The organism is Streptomyces sp. NPDC026515 (assembly GCF_055567595.1).
On record NZ_JBVHQD010000001.1, the window covers coordinates 311,331 to 328,560 of the forward strand.

Annotated in this window: 11 protein-coding genes; 9 read left to right on the plus strand and 2 right to left on the minus strand. The window is 69.9% G+C overall.

All coding sequences use genetic code 11. The features are described from left to right. The first annotated feature begins 131 nt into the window (after positions 1 to 131). From ACZ4O3_RS01325 to ACZ4O3_RS01350, 6 genes are all read left to right on the plus strand, one after another. Positions 132 to 1,223, plus strand: coding sequence for a sugar ABC transporter substrate-binding protein (locus tag ACZ4O3_RS01325; protein ID WP_351938180.1), 1,092 nt, complete (start codon positions 132 to 134; stop codon positions 1,221 to 1,223). A gap of 329 nt (positions 1,224 to 1,552) precedes the next feature. Then, positions 1,553 to 2,344 carry an ATP-binding cassette domain-containing protein gene (locus tag ACZ4O3_RS01330; protein ID WP_362732793.1) on the plus strand — a complete coding sequence of 264 codons (792 nt, stop codon included), beginning with the start codon at positions 1,553 to 1,555 and terminating at the stop codon, positions 2,342 to 2,344. Positions 2,345 to 2,400: 56 nt separating this feature from the next. Continuing rightward, positions 2,401 to 3,714 carry a sugar ABC transporter permease gene (locus tag ACZ4O3_RS01335; RefSeq protein ID WP_384997063.1) on the plus strand — a complete coding sequence of 438 codons (1,314 nt, stop codon included), beginning with the start codon at positions 2,401 to 2,403 and terminating at the stop codon, positions 3,712 to 3,714. A gap of 191 nt (positions 3,715 to 3,905) precedes the next feature. Beyond that, positions 3,906 to 5,822, plus strand: coding sequence for a 1-deoxy-D-xylulose-5-phosphate synthase (gene dxs / locus ACZ4O3_RS01340; RefSeq protein ID WP_384996983.1), 1,917 nt, complete (start codon positions 3,906 to 3,908; stop codon positions 5,820 to 5,822). A 211-nt stretch (positions 5,823 to 6,033) separates the two neighbouring features. Further along, positions 6,034 to 7,530, plus strand: a complete 1,497-nt coding sequence (locus tag ACZ4O3_RS01345; protein WP_362722936.1) for an amino acid permease — start codon at positions 6,034 to 6,036, stop codon at positions 7,528 to 7,530. Between the two features lie 72 nt (positions 7,531 to 7,602). Beyond that, positions 7,603 to 9,051, plus strand: coding sequence for an ArnT family glycosyltransferase (locus ACZ4O3_RS01350; protein WP_467720744.1), 1,449 nt, complete (start codon positions 7,603 to 7,605; stop codon positions 9,049 to 9,051). An 88-nt stretch (positions 9,052 to 9,139) separates the two neighbouring features. Here the strand turns inward: ACZ4O3_RS01350 and ACZ4O3_RS01355 are convergent, their stop codons facing one another. Further along, positions 9,140 to 9,511 carry a PIN domain-containing protein gene (locus ACZ4O3_RS01355; protein ID WP_467720745.1) on the minus strand — a complete coding sequence of 124 codons (372 nt, stop codon included), beginning with the start codon at positions 9,509 to 9,511 and terminating at the stop codon, positions 9,140 to 9,142. A gap of 66 nt (positions 9,512 to 9,577) precedes the next feature. Here ACZ4O3_RS01355 and ACZ4O3_RS01360 point away from each other — a divergent pair, with 66 nt between their 5' ends. Together ACZ4O3_RS01360 and ACZ4O3_RS01365 are read left to right on the plus strand one after the other, a co-directional pair. Next, on the plus strand, positions 9,578 to 10,597 hold the full coding sequence (locus tag ACZ4O3_RS01360; protein WP_467720746.1) for a DUF8189 domain-containing protein: 1,020 nt from the start codon (positions 9,578 to 9,580) through the stop codon (positions 10,595 to 10,597). Between the two features lie 151 nt (positions 10,598 to 10,748). Beyond that, complete coding sequence (locus ACZ4O3_RS01365; RefSeq protein WP_467720747.1) at positions 10,749 to 11,858, plus strand: DUF8189 domain-containing protein; 1,110 nt, start codon at positions 10,749 to 10,751, stop codon at positions 11,856 to 11,858. 40 nt (positions 11,859 to 11,898) lie between these two features. Here the strand turns inward: ACZ4O3_RS01365 and ACZ4O3_RS01370 are convergent, their stop codons facing one another. Continuing rightward, on the minus strand, positions 11,899 to 12,987 hold the full coding sequence (locus tag ACZ4O3_RS01370; RefSeq protein ID WP_467720748.1) for an LCP family protein: 1,089 nt from the start codon (positions 12,985 to 12,987) through the stop codon (positions 11,899 to 11,901). Positions 12,988 to 13,358: 371 nt separating this feature from the next. On the opposite strand from ACZ4O3_RS01370, the gene ACZ4O3_RS01375 reads away from it, so the two are divergent. Next, positions 13,359 to 17,216 (plus strand): bifunctional glycosyltransferase/CDP-glycerol:glycerophosphate glycerophosphotransferase, encoded by a 3,858-nt coding sequence (locus tag ACZ4O3_RS01375; RefSeq protein WP_467720749.1) that lies wholly within the window; start codon positions 13,359 to 13,361, stop codon positions 17,214 to 17,216. Positions 17,217 to 17,230 lie beyond the last annotated feature (14 nt).

Genomic DNA, 17,230 nt, shown 5'->3' on the forward strand with positions numbered 1-17,230 from the left:
AACGAATGGCGCCGTTGCCATCTCGTTAAGTATTTACTTCTTGACGCCGCACTCGCGGCCGAGTTGACTTCCAGCCACCTCGGCCGCAGCGTTGCGGCCCTGTCAGGGAGGCACCCCCAATGAACGCAACGATGCGTAGAGTCGTGATCGGCACCGCCGCGGTTTCCATGGCGCTGTCGCTCGCCGCCTGTGGCAAGGCCGGCGATGACAAGAAGAGCGACTCGAGCAGCAGCTCCTCCGGTGGTAGCAAGACCATCGGCCTGCTGCTTCCCGACAGCGTGACCGCGCGCTACGAGAAGTTCGACAAGCCGTACTTCGAGGCGAAGGTCAGCTCGCTGTGTGCCGACTGCAAGGTCGAGTACGCGAACGCCGCCGGTGACTCGGCCAAGCAGGCCCAGCAGGTCAGCAGCATGATCACCAAGGGCGTCAAGGTCATCGTGATCTCGTCCCAGGACGCTGCGGCCATCAAGTCCTCCGTGCAGGCCGCTGTCGACAAGGGCATCAAGGTCGTCGCGTACGACCGCCTCGCCCAGGGCCCGGTCTCGGCCTTCGTCTCCTTCGACAACGTCAAGGTCGGCGAGCTCCAGGGCCAGGCCCTGCTGGACTCCCTCGGCTCCAAGGCGACCAAGAAGTCCAAGGTCGTCATGATCAACGGTGACGACGCCGACCCGAACGCCGCGCAGTTCAAGGAAGGCGCCCACAAGGCGCTGGACGGCAAGGTCGACATCGCCTACGAGCAGTCCGGCCTGTGGAAGGACACGACCGCCGCGCAGAAGGTCAAGGCCGCCATCACGCAGCTCGGCGCCAAGAACATCGCCGGTGTCTACTCCGCCAACGACGGCATGGCCGGTGGTATCGCCACCACCCTCAAGGGCGCCGGCATCAGCGGCATCCCGCTGACCGGTCAGGACGCGGAGCTCGCGGGCATCCAGCGCATCGTCGCCGGCACCCAGTCCTCCACCGTCTACAAGGCGTTCAAGCCGGAGGCCGAGGCCGCCGCCACGATCGCGGTGGACCTGCTCCAGGGCAAGGACATCGCCTCGCTCGCCACCAGCACGCAGACCAGCGGCTCCGGCGACAAGGTGCCCTCGCAGCTGCTGACCCCGGTGTCGGTCACCAAGGCCAACATCAAGGACACCGTCATCGCGGACAAGCTGTACACGGTCGCCGACATCTGCACCGCCGAGTTCGCCAAGGCCTGCAAGGCCGCCGGCCTGCAGTAGTCCGGCGCCCCGGAGCCACCAGGCTCCGGCCGCCAGCGCCCGGGTGCTCGCAGTACGACACCCGGGCCCCGGCCGCCCGACGGGCCCTGCCCTTCCGCAAGGTGCCCCGTCCGTCCGGCGGTCTCGCGAAACCCCTCCGACGCCCGCTCCGGCCCTCATACCCCGCTGCCGGAGCGGGCGTCGGACGGACCCGTTGCCAAGCGCAGCGGATTCGCGCATGTTCATCTTGTAAATCGCGTGCGTACACCGAAGACAACCCGAGGTGACCGCACGCCCCTCCGCGCCTGATCACCAAGCGCGGCATCCCCGCCGGTCAGGCGGCGAAGGAGATGGTTCACGTGTCCGCTACGCCCGTGCTGGCGTTGCGCGGAGTCTCCAAGCGATTCGGTGCAGTCCAGGCACTCACCGATGTCGACTTGGAGGTCCACGCCGGAGAAGTGGTCGCCCTGGTGGGCGACAACGGCGCCGGAAAGTCGACCCTGGTCAAGACGATCGCGGGTGTACATCCCATCGATGAGGGCGTCATCGAGTGGGAGGGCAAGCCGGTCCACATCAACAAGCCGAACGACGCCCAGGGCCTGGGCGTCGCGACGGTCTACCAGGACCTCGCCCTGTGCGACAACCTGGACGTGGTCGGCAACCTCTTCCTCGGCCGTGAGCTCCTGCACCGGGGCGTCATCGACGAGGTCACGATGGAGAAGCAGGCTCGCGAACTGCTGAGCACGCTCTCCATCCGCATCCCGAGCGTGCGCATCCCGATCGCCAGCCTCTCCGGCGGTCAGCGCCAGGTCGTGGCCATCGCCCGCGCCCTGATCGGCGACCCCAAGGTCGTCATCCTCGACGAGCCCACCGCCGCCCTCGGTGTCGAGCAGACCGCGCAGGTCCTCGACCTGGTCGAGCGGCTGCGCGAGCGCAACCTCGCCGTCATCCTGATCAGCCACAACATGGCTGACGTGAAGGCGGTGGCGGACACGGTCGCCGTGCTGCGCCTGGGCAGGAACAACGGCTCCTTCCCCGTGAAGAGCACCAGCCATGAAGAGATCATCGCCGCGATCACGGGCGCCACGGACAACGCCGTGACCCGTCGTGCGGAGCGTCGCACCCCGGAGGCGGCAAAGTGAGCGAGACGTCGAACAAGACCGTGCAGGGCGACGAGTCGCCCGACGAGTCGCCCCAGATCGAGAAGTCCGCGGCCGCCGAGGCTGCCGCGGCCACCGCGACGGTGGCCCCTCCCGCCGAGGACCCCACGGCCGCGCCGGTCGCGGTCGTGGACCCGCGCCTGCTGGTCCGCGAGGAAGGCCTCAAGGGCTACCTCACCGAGTTCAAGCGCAAGGTGAAGGGCGGCGAGCTGGGCTCGCTGCCGGTGGTCATCGGTCTGATCATCATCTGGACGATCTTCCAGGCGAAGAACAGCCTGTTCCTCAGCGCCGACAACCTCTCCAACATCAGCTACTTCCTCTCGGCCACCGGCATGCTCGCCATCGGCCTGGTGTTCGTGCTGCTGCTGGGTGAGATCGACCTCTCCGTGGGATCGGTCAGCGGCCTGGCCTCCACTCTGTTCGCGGTCTTCGCGGTCAACCACGGGATGAACCCCTGGCTGGCCCTGGTCCTCACGATCATCACGGGCGTCGGCATCGGCGCGCTGCACGGCTGGTTCTTCGCCAAGATCGGTGTACCCGCGTTCGTGGTCACCCTGGCCGGCTTCCTCGGCTGGAACGGTCTGATGCTGTGGCTGCTGGGCGACAGCGGCACCATCAACATCCCGTCGGACAGCGGTCCGGTGCACATCCTCGGCCAGAGCTCCTTCTTCATGGACCAGGCCATCATCGGGGCCTACCTGCTGGCCGGCCTCGGTGTCGTGCTGTCGGCCGTGGGCCAGTTCAACGAGCAGCGCCGGCGCCGTGCCGCGGGCGTGCCGTTCCGTCCCACCAGCGAGATCCTGGTCCGCGTCCTCCTCCTCGCCATCGCGTCCTTCGTGGCGGCGGCCGTGCTCAACAACGCGTCCGGTGTCTCCAACGCGCTGGTGATCTTCCTCGCCTCCCTGGTGATCGTCGACTTCGTGCTGCGTCGCACGACCTACGGCCGCAAGGTCTTCGCGGTCGGCGGCGGCATCGAGGCGGCGCGCCGTGCCGGTATCAGCGTGCCGATGGTCCGGATCACCGTGTTCGCGATCTCCGGTGGTTTCGCGGCGATCGGCGGTATGTTCTTCGCCGGCCAGACCGCCAGCGCCACGCTGAACGCCGGTGGCGGCAACACCCTGATGCTGGCCATCGCGGCCGCGGTCATCGGTGGCACGTCGCTGTTCGGCGGCCGGGGCTCGGTGTGGTCCGCCCTCCTCGGCATGCTGGTCATCCAGTCGATCCAGACCGGTCTCGACCTGCTGAACATGAACACCTCGATCCAGTACATGATCACCGGTGGTGTTCTGCTCGGTGCGGTCGTCATCGACTCGGTGTCCCGCCGGAGCCAGAAGGCGGCGGGGCGCGGATGACGCCCTGAGCTGTCCGACCGTGCCCGGCACTGTCCAGTGCCGGGCACAGTCGTGTCATAGGAAGGGCTGTGGATGGGTACAGCCGATCGCGTGACCTATGACCCTGGGGCCGGAGTCGTTCCGTCCGGGCGGAACATTAGACTCGACTGGCCCGGCAACAGCTCGATCAGCTCTACTGCAAGGAGGCACGGGTGCCGCTGCTGACCCGTATCAGGGGACCGCGCGATCTGGACCGGCTCAGCCCCGAGGAGCTGCTCCAGCTGGCAGGGGAGATCCGGAGCTTCCTCGTGGAAGCGGTGTCCAAGACCGGTGGACACCTCGGTCCCAACCTGGGCGTGGTCGAGCTCACCATCGCCCTGCACCGCGTCTTCGACTCCCCGAAGGACAAGGTGCTGTGGGACACCGGCCACCAGTCCTACGTGCACAAGCTGCTCACCGGACGGCAGGACTTCTCCCGGCTGAAGCAGAAGGGCGGCCTGTCCGGCTACCCCTCGCAGGCCGAGTCCGAGCACGACGTCATCGAGAACAGCCACGCCTCCACGGTCCTCGGCTGGGCCGACGGCATCGCCAAGGGCAACCAGCTGCTCGACAACGACCACCACGTCGTCGCCGTGATCGGTGACGGCGCCCTCACCGGCGGCATGGCCTGGGAGGCGCTCAACAACATCGCCGCCGCCAAGGACCGCCCGCTGGTCATCGTCGTCAACGACAACGAGCGGTCCTACGCGCCGACCATCGGCGGGCTCGCCAACCACCTCGCGACCCTGCGCACGACGGACGGGTACGAGCGGTTCCTGGCCCGGGGCAAGGACCTGCTGGAGCGGACCCCGGTCGTCGGCAAGCCCCTCTTCGACACCCTGCACGGCGCGAAGAAGGGGCTGAAGGACTTCATCGCCCCGCAGGGCATGTTCGAGGACCTCGGGCTGAAGTACGTCGGCCCCATCGACGGCCACGACATGGAGGCCCTGGAGTCGGCCCTCGCCCGGGCCAAACGGTTCGGCGGGCCGGTGATCGTGCACTGCCTCACCGAGAAGGGCCGCGGCTACCAGCCCGCCCTCCAGGACGAGGCCGACCGCTTCCACGGCATCGGCCCCATCCACCCCGACACCGGCCTGCCCGTCAAGGCCTCCGGCGCCGACTGGACTTCCGTCTTCGGCGACGAGATGGTCGAACTCGGCCGGGAGCGCGAGGACATCGTCGCCATCACGGCGGCCATGCTCCAGCCGGTCGGCCTGAAGAAGTTCGCCGACACCTTCCCCGAGCGGATCTACGACGTCGGCATCGCCGAGCAGCACGGCGCCACCTCGGCGGCGGGCCTGGCCACGACCGGACTCCACCCGGTCTTCGCCGTGTACGCCACCTTCCTCAACCGCGCCTTCGACCAGGTGCTCATGGACGTGGCCCTGCACAAGTGCGGGGTGACCTTCGTCCTGGACCGGGCCGGCGTCACCGGCACCGACGGCGCCTCCCACAACGGCATGTGGGACATGTCGATCCTCCAGATCGTCCCCGGCCTGCGGCTCGCCGCCCCGCGCGACGCCGACCAGGTCCGTGCCCAGCTCCGTGAGGCCGTCGAGGTCGACGACGCCCCGACGGTCGTCCGCTTCTCCAAGGGCGCGGTCGGCCCCGCCGTGGCCGCCGTCGGCAGGATCGGCGGCATGGACGTGCTGCGCGAGCCCGGCACCGACACCCCGGACGTGCTGCTCGTCTCCGTCGGCGCCCTCGCCCCGATGTGCCTGGAGATCGCCGGCCTCCTCGACAAGCAGGGCATCTCCACCACCGTCGTCGACCCGCGCTGGGTGAAACCGGTGGACGAGGCGATGGCCCCGCTGGCGGAGCGCCATCGCGTCGTGGTCACCGTCGAGGACAACAGCCGTGTCGGCGGTGTCGGCTCCACCATCGCCCAGGCCCTGCGTGACGCGGGCGTGGACGTGCCGCTCCGTGACTTCGGCATCCCGCCCCGCTTCCTGGACCACGCGTCGAGGGCCGAGATCATGGCGGAGATCGGCCTGACGGCGCCGGACATCGCCCGCCAGGTGACAGGCCTGGTGGCCAAGCTCGACGGTCAGACGGCGGACGTCGGTTCGGTGGAACCGGCGAGGGACTGAACCTCGACGCGCCCCGACGGGGCGCGGGGGACTGCGCGACCGGCCACGTACGGCGCGCAGCCCCCGGCGAAACACGAACCACTCCGATGGGCCGGTTCCGCTCACCTCCGGTGGCGGGACCGGCCCACGTGCGTGAACCTGCCTTTGCCGGGCATACGCATCCCCGGCCCTCTCGATCATGTCGAGGACGACAAACGTGGGAGGTAGGCACGTGGCCAGGACGCTCTTCAGGACCAAGAACGTCGAACAGTCCATCAAGGACACCGAGGAACCGGAGCACGCGCTCAAGAAGTCGCTGTCCGCCCTGGACCTCACGGTCTTCGGCGTGGGTGTCATCATCGGCACCGGCATCTTCGTCCTGACCGGCACGGCGGCCAAGAACAACGCCGGCCCCGCCGTCGCGCTCTCCTTCGTCGTCGCCGGCGTGGTCTGCGGCCTCGCGGCGCTGTGCTACGCCGAGTTCGCCTCCACCGTTCCGGTGGCCGGCTCGGCGTACACCTTCTCGTACGCCTCGCTCGGCGAGTTCCCGGCCTGGATCATCGGCTGGGACCTGGTGCTGGAGCTGGCGCTGGGTACGGCGGTGGTCGCCGTCGGCTGGTCGGGGTACATCCACTCACTGCTCGACAACGCGGGCTGGCACCTGCCCGAGTACCTCAGCGGCCGGGACGGCGCCCACGGCTTCGGCTTCGACATCCTCGCCGCCGCCCTGGTCCTCGCCCTCACCGCGATCCTGGTCGTCGGCATGAAGCTCTCCGCCCGGGTCACCTCGGTCGTCGTCGCCATCAAGGTGGCCGTCGTCCTGGTCGTCATCATCGCGGGCGCCTTCTTCATCCACAGCGGCAACTACGAGCCCTTCGTCCCCAAGGCGCAGCCGGTGCCCGCGGGCGGCAACCTGAAGGCTCCGCTGATCCAGCTGATGTTCGGCTGGGCACCCTCCAACTTCGGTGTGATGGGTATCTTCACCGCCGCGTCGGTCGTCTTCTTCGCCTTCATCGGCTTCGACGTCGTCGCCACCGCCGCCGAGGAGACCCGCAATCCCCAGCGGGACGTGCCGCGCGGCATCATCGGCTCGCTGATCATCTGCACCGCGCTGTACGTCGCCGTGGCCATCGTGGTGACCGGCATGCAGAAGTACAGCGCACTGTCCGTGGACGCCCCGCTCGCCGACGCGTTCAAGGCCACCGGGCATCCCTGGTTCGCGGGCCTGATCAGCTTCGGTGCCGCCGTCGGCCTGACCACCGTGTGCATGATCCTGCTGCTCGGCCAGTCCCGGGTGTTCTTCGCGATGAGCCGGGACGGGCTGCTGCCCCGGTTCTTCTCGCACACCCACCCGAGGTTCCGCACCCCGTACCGGCCGACCATCCTGCTGGGCGTCGTCATCGCGATCGTCGCCGGCTTCACCAGCCTCAGTGAACTCGCCGAACTGGTCAACATCGGTACGCTCTTCGCCTTCGTCGTCGTCGCGATCAGCGTGATCATCCTGCGCAGCAACCGGCCCGACCTGGAGCGGTCCTTCCGTACCCCGTGGGTTCCGGTGCTGCCGGTCGTCTCCGTGCTGGCCTCGCTGTGGCTGATGCTCAACCTGCCCGCCGAGACCTGGCTGCGGTTCGCCATCTGGATGGTCATCGGCTTCGTCGTCTACTTCCTCTACGGCCGCTCGCACAGCCGCCTCGCGAAGGGCGAGCGGACTCCCGCCGACGCTCCGTGACCGGCAGGCTCGCCGCTCCGGCCCCGTATGTCCCGTCCGGGTGGGACTGCGGGGCCGGATAGCGTGCTCCCCATGCTTCTCGCGCCCCTCGCCCCGCCACGGTCCGTAGTCGCAGGGAAGGGGTACTGGACGCGGCTGCTGCCCCTGCTCGCCGTCCTGGCCTGCGTGACCCGGGCGCCGTCCTTCCTCCGGGCGCTGTGGAACCCGGACGAGGGCTACCTCGCCGTGCAGGCACGCATGCTGGCGCGCGGCGGGCAGTTGTACGAGACGGTCGTGGACCGCAAGCCGCCCCTGCTGCCCTGGCTGTACGAGGGGGTGTTCGCGGCCTTCGGGTCCGGGTCGCTCACTCCGGTCCGGATCCTCGCCGTGCTCGCCCAGCTGGCCACCGCGGTACTGCTCGCCTCGATCGCCCGGCGCCGCTGGGGCGACCGCGCGGGGCGTACCGCCGGAGCGCTGTACCTGCTGGTCTCCGTCGGGCTCAACCCCGAGGACGCCCAGGCGGCCACGTTCGAGGTGTTCATACTGCCCGCCACGGCCGCCGCGATGTGGTGCGCCGACCGCCGCCGCTGGGGCGCCGCCGGTGCGGCCGTCGCCTGCGCCCTGCTGACCAAGCAGACCGGCGGCGCGGTCCTGCTGCCGGTGGTCTATCTGCTCAACCGGCACGGCGGTCCGCGCGCGAACCTGCTCCGGCTGACGGCCGGCATCGCCCTGCCCGTACTGGGCGCGGCCCTGCTCACCGACCCGGCCGGCTTCGCCTTCTGGACGGTCACCGGCTCCGGCGCCTACGCCTCCTTCACCGGCTCCGAACTCCATGTCCTGGTACGGGCGTTGACCAACACCGCGATCCTGGCCGCGGCCTGTGCCGGCCTGCTCCCGCCCGTCGCGCGCGGCCTGCGCCTGGCCCGGACCGGCGCCGCCGACCTCTGGCTGTGGCTGGGCGCGTCCGCGGTCGCCGTCACCGTCGGCTTCCACTTCTTCGGCCACTACTTCCTGCAACTCACCCCGCCGCTGGCGCTGCTGGCCACGGCCGCGCTGCAGATCCTGCCGCAAGAGCGGACCGCGGCCGCCGTCCGTACCTCGGCCTGCGTCTGCGCCCTCTTCCTGACCTGGGGGCTCCTGGCTCCCCGCCCCGAGCTCGCGCACGCCCAGCGGCTCGCGGCCGCCCTCGCCCAGCGCACCCAGCCGGGCGACCGGGTGCTGGTGTGGGGCATGCACCCGGAGACGTACTGGCTCGCCGACCGCACCCCCGTCACCCGCTACCTCACCGCCGGCCTGCTCACCAATTTCAGCGGCGGCCGGGACGGTCCGCAGGTGGGCGAGAAGTACGCCGTCGAGGGCACCTGGCCGGTCTTCCGCGCCGAGCTGGCCGACCGGGCACCGGCCCTGGTGGTCGACGACTCCCGGGGCAAGCCGTACGGCCCCGACCACGTCCCCACCCTGCGCCGGCTGCTCACCGCCGACTACGAACGGGTGGACGAGGTGGACGGAGCGGTGCTGTACGCCCGGCTGCCGCAGGAGTAGATCCACGACATGGCCGACCTCGTCCGGGCCCGGTCCGGTGCGGCTGCGATCGCGGCCGGGTCGGAATTCGTGGTCCGGCGGGGCCGGTTCAGTGCAGCAGGGCGCTGGGGCCGATCACCTCGGCACCCAACGCGGCCACCCGGCTGCGCAGTTCGCGGTCGGCGGTGACCACGAGGCGGGGGCGGCCGGGGTCCTCGGCGGTCAGCTCGACGATGCGGTCGTCGCCGCTGCCGGACGCCGGTTCCACCCGGACCCCGGGTACCGACGTCACTCCGCGGGCCGCGCCCTCGACGACGAGCACCAGTTCCACCGGGGTCGGGCGGCCGGGCAGGCCCCGCTCGGCCAGCCGGTCGCGCAGTCGCTCGGCGGCCCCCTTGCGGTCCCGCCACCAGCCGTCCGGCCGTGACCCGACGACGTTCGCGCCGTCGACGATCACCAGCAGGGAAGCTTCGTCATCCATACCCCCAGCGTCGCACGCCCGGGGCCGGGGCACTGCCCCGGACGACGACCCGCTTAGAGTGAAGCGGTGAACGGCGATTGGCTCGTGCGGGGCCGGGACGGCCGGCTCAGTGTCTATCTGCCGTCCGGCGACTCGGTGCTGTGCCGGGCGGAGCGTGGTCCCGGCGGTCCCTGGGGCATCCCCCGGAAGATGGGCGGCGAACAGCGTCTGCACCCGGGCTTCACGGTGGGTCAGGGCGCCGACGGATATGCCCACCTGGTCGCCTGGCGGCCCACGGTGAAGGGCGAGTCGGGGCTGGTCCACTCCACCCACTACCGTCCGCATCTGGCCGCCCTGGACTGGCAGTCGACAGGCCACCCCAACAGGAAGGGCGACGTCACCGGTGCCCCGGCCGTCGCGGTGGACGCGCGGGGCCGGGCCCATGTCTTCGTCCGCAACCGGGGCCGCGGGGTGAGCATGGTCGCCCAGAAGGAGAAGGGCGGCTGGGAGCCGTGGCGTGACCTGAAGGGCCGGCTGGTCGAGGACGGGCTCGCCGCGGTGACCGGTGAGTCGGGGCGGGTGGAGGTGTACGCGGCGACACCGGGCGGGATCCTGTACTGGCGCCAGGAGACGGCGGGGAAGCCGCCGGTGCTGCTGGAGGCGCTGGAGGCCCCGGTCCGTCCGGGCACCCTCGCCGCCCTCGCCACCTCCGCCGAGAGCACGACTCTCTTCTACAGCGACGAGGCCGGTGACCTGTGCGCCTGGCGTCCCGGCGGCAAGCCGTACACGCTGCTGCCCTCCGCCGGCCCCGGACCGGTCGCCGCGGTCCGCTGCGAACTCGACGGGCACGACTGCACGCTGCTCGCCCAGCGCTCGGCGAGCGGCCGGGTGGCGTTCGCCGCGTACCCCACGCAGGACGAGCGGGCCGGGGCCTGGTGGACCGAGTCGGGACCGCAGCTCCCGGCCGACGCGACGATCGCCCTGACCACGGACGAGGACGACCGGGTCACCGCGGCGACCAGGTCGCCGTCCACCGGACGGATCCTGCTCACCCGCCGCAAGGACGAACCGGGGCTGGCGCTGGAGGCCTGGCGCGAGGTCGGCTGAGCGGGCCGGGCGGATGGAGGGACATGCCGTCGGCCCTGGACGGTGACTGCGCGGACGGCGAGGAGAACATATGGACGGGCGACATATGATGAGCGCCGTTTCAGCCAATCCGTACGCATGACGCGGCGGCTTCAAGGGAGTGCAGCGGGCCATGCGGAAGAAGTCCTCAGATCGCGCGGGTGCCGTCCGCGACGCCGGTTCCGGCTCGCGTGGTCCGGCCGGGCCCGGCCCCGCCCGCGGGGACTGGCTCACCCTCGGCAGGGACGGCCGGCTCAGCCTGTACGTGCCGACCGAGGGCGGACTGCTGTGCTGGACCGAGGACACGATGGGCGGACCGGACTGGAGCGGGCCCCGCTTCGTTCCCGTCGCCGGGCTGACCCACCTGGCCGTGGTCCAGGGCGCGGACACCTACGTCCACTTCCTCGGCCGCAGGGAGCGCACCGGCGCGGACGGGACGCGCAGGGTGGACATCGTGCATGCCACGCAGTACCAGACGGGGCTGGCCTTCACCGACTGGCGTTCGCTGGGCAGTCCGCATCCGGACCGGGAGCAGGGGCTGCTGCTGGGGCCGCCGTCGGGCGCGGTCGCCTCGGACGGCAGGGTGCACGTCTTCGCCCGGAGCGCACACGGCGACCTGGTGCTGCGCCGGGAGACACCGAGCGGCAAATGGGGGGCCTGGGAGAGGCTGAAGGGCGGCGGCATCAGCCCGTGGCCCGTCGCGGTGGCCCTGGCGAGCGGGCGGATAGAGGTGTGCGTCGACGCCGAGAGCGGTGTGTTCGTCTGGCGGCAGCACGAGCCGGGCGGTGACTTCGTGGGCCCGCGCGGCTTCGCGCTGCACTCCTCGCCGGGTACCGTCGCCGCGCTGGAGACCGGCCGGGACCAGGCCACGTTCTTCTGGTCCGACACCGAAACCGGCGCCGCCATGTCCTGGCGGGCGGGGGGCTGGCCGGCCTCCCTGGGGGGTTCGGCGACAGCGCGGCCGTACGCGACGCTGCGCGCCTCGCTCGACGGTTACGACTGCCTGGTCCTCGCCTACCGGGACCAGGACGGACACGCGGTCCTCGGGGTGGGCGGTGACGAGGACGAGGGCAGCGGCATGTGGTGGTACGCCCTGACCGAGCCCTGCGAGGGCTCGCCGGCGCTGGCCCGGGACGGCCGCGGCCGGGTGGTCGTGGCACTGGTCGGCCCGGACGGCACACCTCGGGTGGCCCGGCAGGAGGCCGGCGCGGGACTGAGCATGGGGCCGTGGCAGGACCTGTGACGAGGCTTCGGCCAGGTCCCGCGGCAGCTCCGGGCTGTGCTCAGCCGCCCGTCGCCGGCGACTTCTTGGCGGACTCGGGGATGTCCGAGCCGGTGCGGATCGCCTTCCAGAGCGTGTTCGCCTGAGGCTGGGCGGCCACGACCCGGTTCGGGTCGACCTTGTCGTACGCCACCGGAAGCATGATCGTCTCCATGGTGGAGGGGTTGACGCCGTTCAGGCTGCGGCCGAACTCGGCGAGCTTGGTGAGTGAGGCGAGCTCGGAGTCCGTGGTGAGCGCGGCGGTGAGCTTGTCGGCGATCTTGTACGCCTTCACCGGGCTGCCCAGCAGGTCCTGCTTCTGGATCTCCGCGAGCAGGGCGATCATGAACTGCTGCTGCAGGCCTATGCGGCCGAGATCGCTGCCGTCACCTATGCCGTGCCGGGTGCGGACGAACTCGAGGGACTGGGTGCCGTTCAGCTTGTGGGTGCCCTTGGCCAGGTCGAGGCCGCTGGAGGAGTCGTGGATGTCCTGGTCGACGGTGACGGTGACGCCGCCGATCGCGTCCACGAGACCCTTGAAGCCGGCGAAGTCGACCTCGACGTAGTGGTCCATGCGGACCCCCGAGATCTGCTCCACGGTCTTCACGACACAGGCGGGACCGACCTGGGAGTAGATGGAGTTGAACATCACGCGCTTCGCCGAGGCGGCGGTGGATCCGTCCGCTTTGGTGCACTTGGGGCGGGTCACCAGGGTGTCGCGGGGGATGCTGACCGCTACGGCCTTCTTACGTCCCTGTGGTATGTGCAGCACCAGGGCGGTGTCCGAACGGGCGCCGGAGACATGACCCGTGTGCAGATCCGCGTTGGCGCCCGCGCGTGAATCGGAGCCCAGGATCAGGACGTTCTGTCCTGAAGTGGGCAGCTTCTCCGGACGGTCGTCGCCGATCGCCTTGTTGATGTCGACGCCCTTGATGTTGCCGTCTATGCCGCTGTAGAGCCAGTAGGCGGTGCCGCCCACGGCCAGCAGCAGGACCAGGAGCGACGCCAGCACGATGCGGCCGCGGCGCCTCTTGCGGGGGGCCGGGCCGTCCTGTCCGCCCTCGGCGGTTGTGCGGGCACGTCGGTTTTCGGTCGTGGCGCCGTGCGTCATCGGATGCGGTTCCTCTCCTCACGAGCTCCGCTGCCGCGGAGTTGCGGGGCCCGGGTGGGGGAGGCCGGCCCAACTGGTACGAGCGATGCAGAGGAGAACTATAGGCGTCCTCATGACCTGGCATTAACCGGGGTTGGACGGCTGCTGAGTCGGCGATGAACACCACATTAAGGACGCTTGACCATGGGTTAATGTCAGTTAAGAATGTGTGGAACCTGTGACCTCCGGTGGAGGGGGCTCATGCCTGAGGCCGCAGGGGCGGCAGTTGTCGACGCAGCAAGGGGGCTGTGGGTCTGCCGGGTCAGGGGGGTGTCGCCCAATGAGGCCTTCTCGACGGGCTCATTGGGTGAATTGTCTCGGTAGGAGTAAGGGTGGCGGATCGTCCGCGTCTGAGTATTGTTGTCCCTTTTCAGGATGTTGAGGCCTACCTCGCCGAGTGTCTCGAATCGATCGCGTGGCAGTCGTTCCGCGATTTCGAGGTGATCCTCGTCGATGACGGATCCACCGACCGCTCGACGCGCATCGCCGCGGAGTTCTGCGCCGCCGACCCGCGCTTCCGGCTGATCCGGCAGGAGTCGCAGGGGCCCGGACACGCCCGGAACACCGGCCTGCGGGCCATCCATCCGCGTGCGGAGTTCATCGCCTTCGTCGACGGCGACGACGTCATTCCCGAGTACGCCTACGAATTGCTGGTGCGCACCCTGGAGGAGTCCGGTTCGGACTTCGTCTCCGGCAACGTGCAGATGATGAACTCCACCAAGAAGTGGCAGTCGCCGCTGCACAAGACTCCGATGCAGAAGGACCGCCGCGGCACCCACATCACGAAGTTCGACGCGCTCATCTACGACCGGACCGTGTGGAACAAGCTGTTCCGCCGGTCGTTCTGGGACTACCACTTCATCGAGTTCCCCGAAGGCGTCCTCTACGAGGACTCCTGGGTCAACATGTACGCCCACTTCCGGGCCGCCAAGGTGGACGTCGTCACCGACGTCGTCTACTTCTGGCGGCGCCGCGAGGGCGGTGCCGCTCCCTCGATCACCCAGCGCCACACCGAGCTGTCCAACCTGCGCGACCGGGTCTCCGCCGTCCAGTCGGTGAGCCGCTTCCTCGCCGGACGGCGCTCCCGGGCGTACGAGGAGAGCAAGCGCAAGTACGACCTCGCCTGCCTCAAGTCCGACCTGATGCTGCATCTGAAGGTGCTCCCCGACGCGGACGAGGAGTACCAGCAGGCGTTCGTGGAGTGGGCCAACCAGTTCCTCGACGAGGCCGATCCCACGATCATCGACGAACTGCCGGCGGACGCCCGGGTCAAGTGGCTCCTGGTGCGTGAACGGCGGCTGCCGGAACTGCTCGAAGTCGTCCAGTTCGAACGGCGCGGCGGCCCCATGCCCGTCCAGCGGCGGTTCCGCCGCTACCTGAAGTACCCCTACCTCGGCGACCGCGGGGTCGGTCTGGACAAGAAGGCCTACCGCCTCGACAAGGAGTTCTCGCTGCACGGGGCGCTCGGCGACGCACGCTGGAGCGCCGACAGCCATCTGCTCAGCCTCAGTGGCACGGCATATGTCCGTTTCCTCAATGTGCACAAGAAGCACATGTCGGTGAAGGCGATCGCCCTGCGCAACAAGAAGCAGGGGCGCCTGGTGATCACCACCGCCAAGTCGACCTACGCGCCGCAGGCCACCGAGCACTCCAACCAGAATCGTTACTGCTACGACTGGGCCGGCTTCGAGGCCCAGATCGACACCACCCGTCTCAAGCACAAGGGGCAGTGGGTCGAAGGCACCTGGGACGTCGCCGCCGGAGTGCTCAGCCGCGGTCTGTTCCGCTACCGGGGCATCGACCGGGGCGGCGCCGGGACCGCGGCCAACCCGCCGTACCGCTACGTGGACAAGAACACCCGCGTACTTCCCCTGTTCCTGCAGGGCAAGCTCAAGCTACGCGTGGAGGTCGTGCGCTGCCGGATCACCGGCCACCGCGTGAGCGGCGACCAGCTGGAGCTGACCGGCGTGTACCTCGGGCCCAAGGTGCCCGAGTGGGGCAAGCTCCGGGTCACCAGCATGAGCGGGGCCGCCCGGCACGACGCGTGGGTTCACTTCAGGCCCGGCGGCGAGGGCTGGTGCACGTTCACCGCCCGGATTCCGCTGCGCGTCCTGGTACCGGGATTCCGGGCCGAGGCACAATCCGGCGCGGGCATACCCGAGTCCTGGAACATGGGCAGCAACGGCTGGAAGACCACCTTCCACGTCGAGGGCCGCAAGATGACCATCTATCCGGTGGTCTCCGAGGAGACCGCGGACGGGCACTACCGCGTGCCCGCCGCGCTGCAGACCCGCGAGGGCGACCGGGAGATCGTCGTCCACCGCAACGGCTCCGGCTACCTCGTACTCTTCGAACGCGCGACCCTGCCCACGGCCACCGACTTCGGCTGGCACGAGGACGGCTCGCTGGAGGTCGCCGGCCGCTACCTGGCCGCGGACCGGATGTCGGCCGAGGAGTACCGGGCGGCGCACCTCGTGGTCCGCTCGCGTGCGCACGGTGCCGAACGCACCGTCCCGCTGGAGTGGGACGGCAACAGGTTCCGCGCCCTGCTGACGCCCGCCGCCATGCGGACGCTGGCCGGCGACATCCCCCTCGCCGCCGGACGCTGGGACTTCTTCCTGCGCCGCCAGGACCTGTCCTCGGTGGCCCGCGAGGACCGCCTCGAAGACCTCATGGTGAAGATCGAGCAGGATCTCATCGCCGCCCTCCCACAGGACTACGAGGCGGACGAGCGCCGCTACGAACTCCAGGCCGAGGCCTACGACCGGCTCTCCGTCCTCGTGCACTCCGCGATGCCGGACCACGCCCGTGGTCCCTACCGTCAGAAGTTGCTGCGCACCAAGGCCTACCCGGCCGCCCGCCGGAACAAGGTACGGCCCGCGGTCCTCTTCGACGCCTTCAAGGGCACCCAGTACTCGGACAGTCCCCGTGCCCTGCACGAGGAACTGGTGCGCCGCGGTGTCGACGTCGAGCACCTCTGGGTCGTACGCGACGACCAGGTCCAGGTCCCGCCGACGGCCAGGCCGGTGCGCATGTGGTCTCCGGAGTGGTACGAGGCCCTGGCCACCAGCCGGTACGTCGTGGCCAACAACCACCTGCCCGACTGGTTCCAGAAGCGTGACGGACAGATCGTCGTGCAGACCTGGCACGGCACCCCGCTGAAGAAGATCGGCCACGACATCGAGGCCATCCACTTCGCGGACCAGCGCTACCTGGAGCGGGTCGAGAAGGAGGTGCAGAACTGGGACATGCTGGTCTCGCCCAACAGCTTCTCCACGCCGATCCTCCAGCGCGCCTTCGGGTTCCCGGGAGAGATGGTGGAGTGCGGGTACCCGCGCAACGACATCCTGCGAAGACCGGGTACCGAGGGGCAGGAGCAGGAGATCCGGCGGCGCGTCGGAGTGCCCGACGGCAAACGGGTCGTGATGTACGCACCCACCTGGCGAGACGACCAGTTCTACGCGCCCGGCAAGTACAAGCTGGACTTCCGTATCGACCTGGAGGACGCCCGCGCCCGGCTGGCTGCCGACCACGTCCTGCTGGTGCGCCGCCACCCCAACGTGGTGGACCCGGTGCCCGGGGCCGGCGACGGGTTTGTCCTCGACGTCTCCGACTATCCGGACATGGCCGATCTGTCCCTGATCACCGACGTGATGATCACGGACTACTCGTCTCTGATGTTCGACTACGTCAACACCGGACGTCCCATCCTGTTCTTCACCTACGACCTCGACCACTACCGGGACACCCTGCGCGGCTTCTACTTCGACTTCGAGCGCAGTGCGCCCGGCCCCCTGGTGTACTCCTCCGCGGACCTGGTGACGGCCATCCGTGACATCGACCGCATCCAGGACGCCTACGCGGAGCGCTACCGCTGGTTCCAGCGTGAGTTCTGCGACCTCGACGACGGCTTCGCCTCCGCACGGCTCGCGGACCGGATGCTGATCGCGGGCGGCGACCTGACGGCCGAGGAAGGGCGGGCGCCGGCCGTGGGCTCCATGGACACGCGGCACCAGGGACGTGCCATGACCCCGGTCCGGTGGCACGCCCAGAGCTGGTTCGCCCCGCAGCGGCAGCCGGCGCGGCCGGCGGCCGGCACCGGCCGGCCCGTGAACGCACTGCCGGCCCAGCCCGGGCCGGCCGACGACCGCGCCGCCCGGAGCAGGGTCGCCGAAGGCATGGGCGTATGACGGCGAACGGCCGC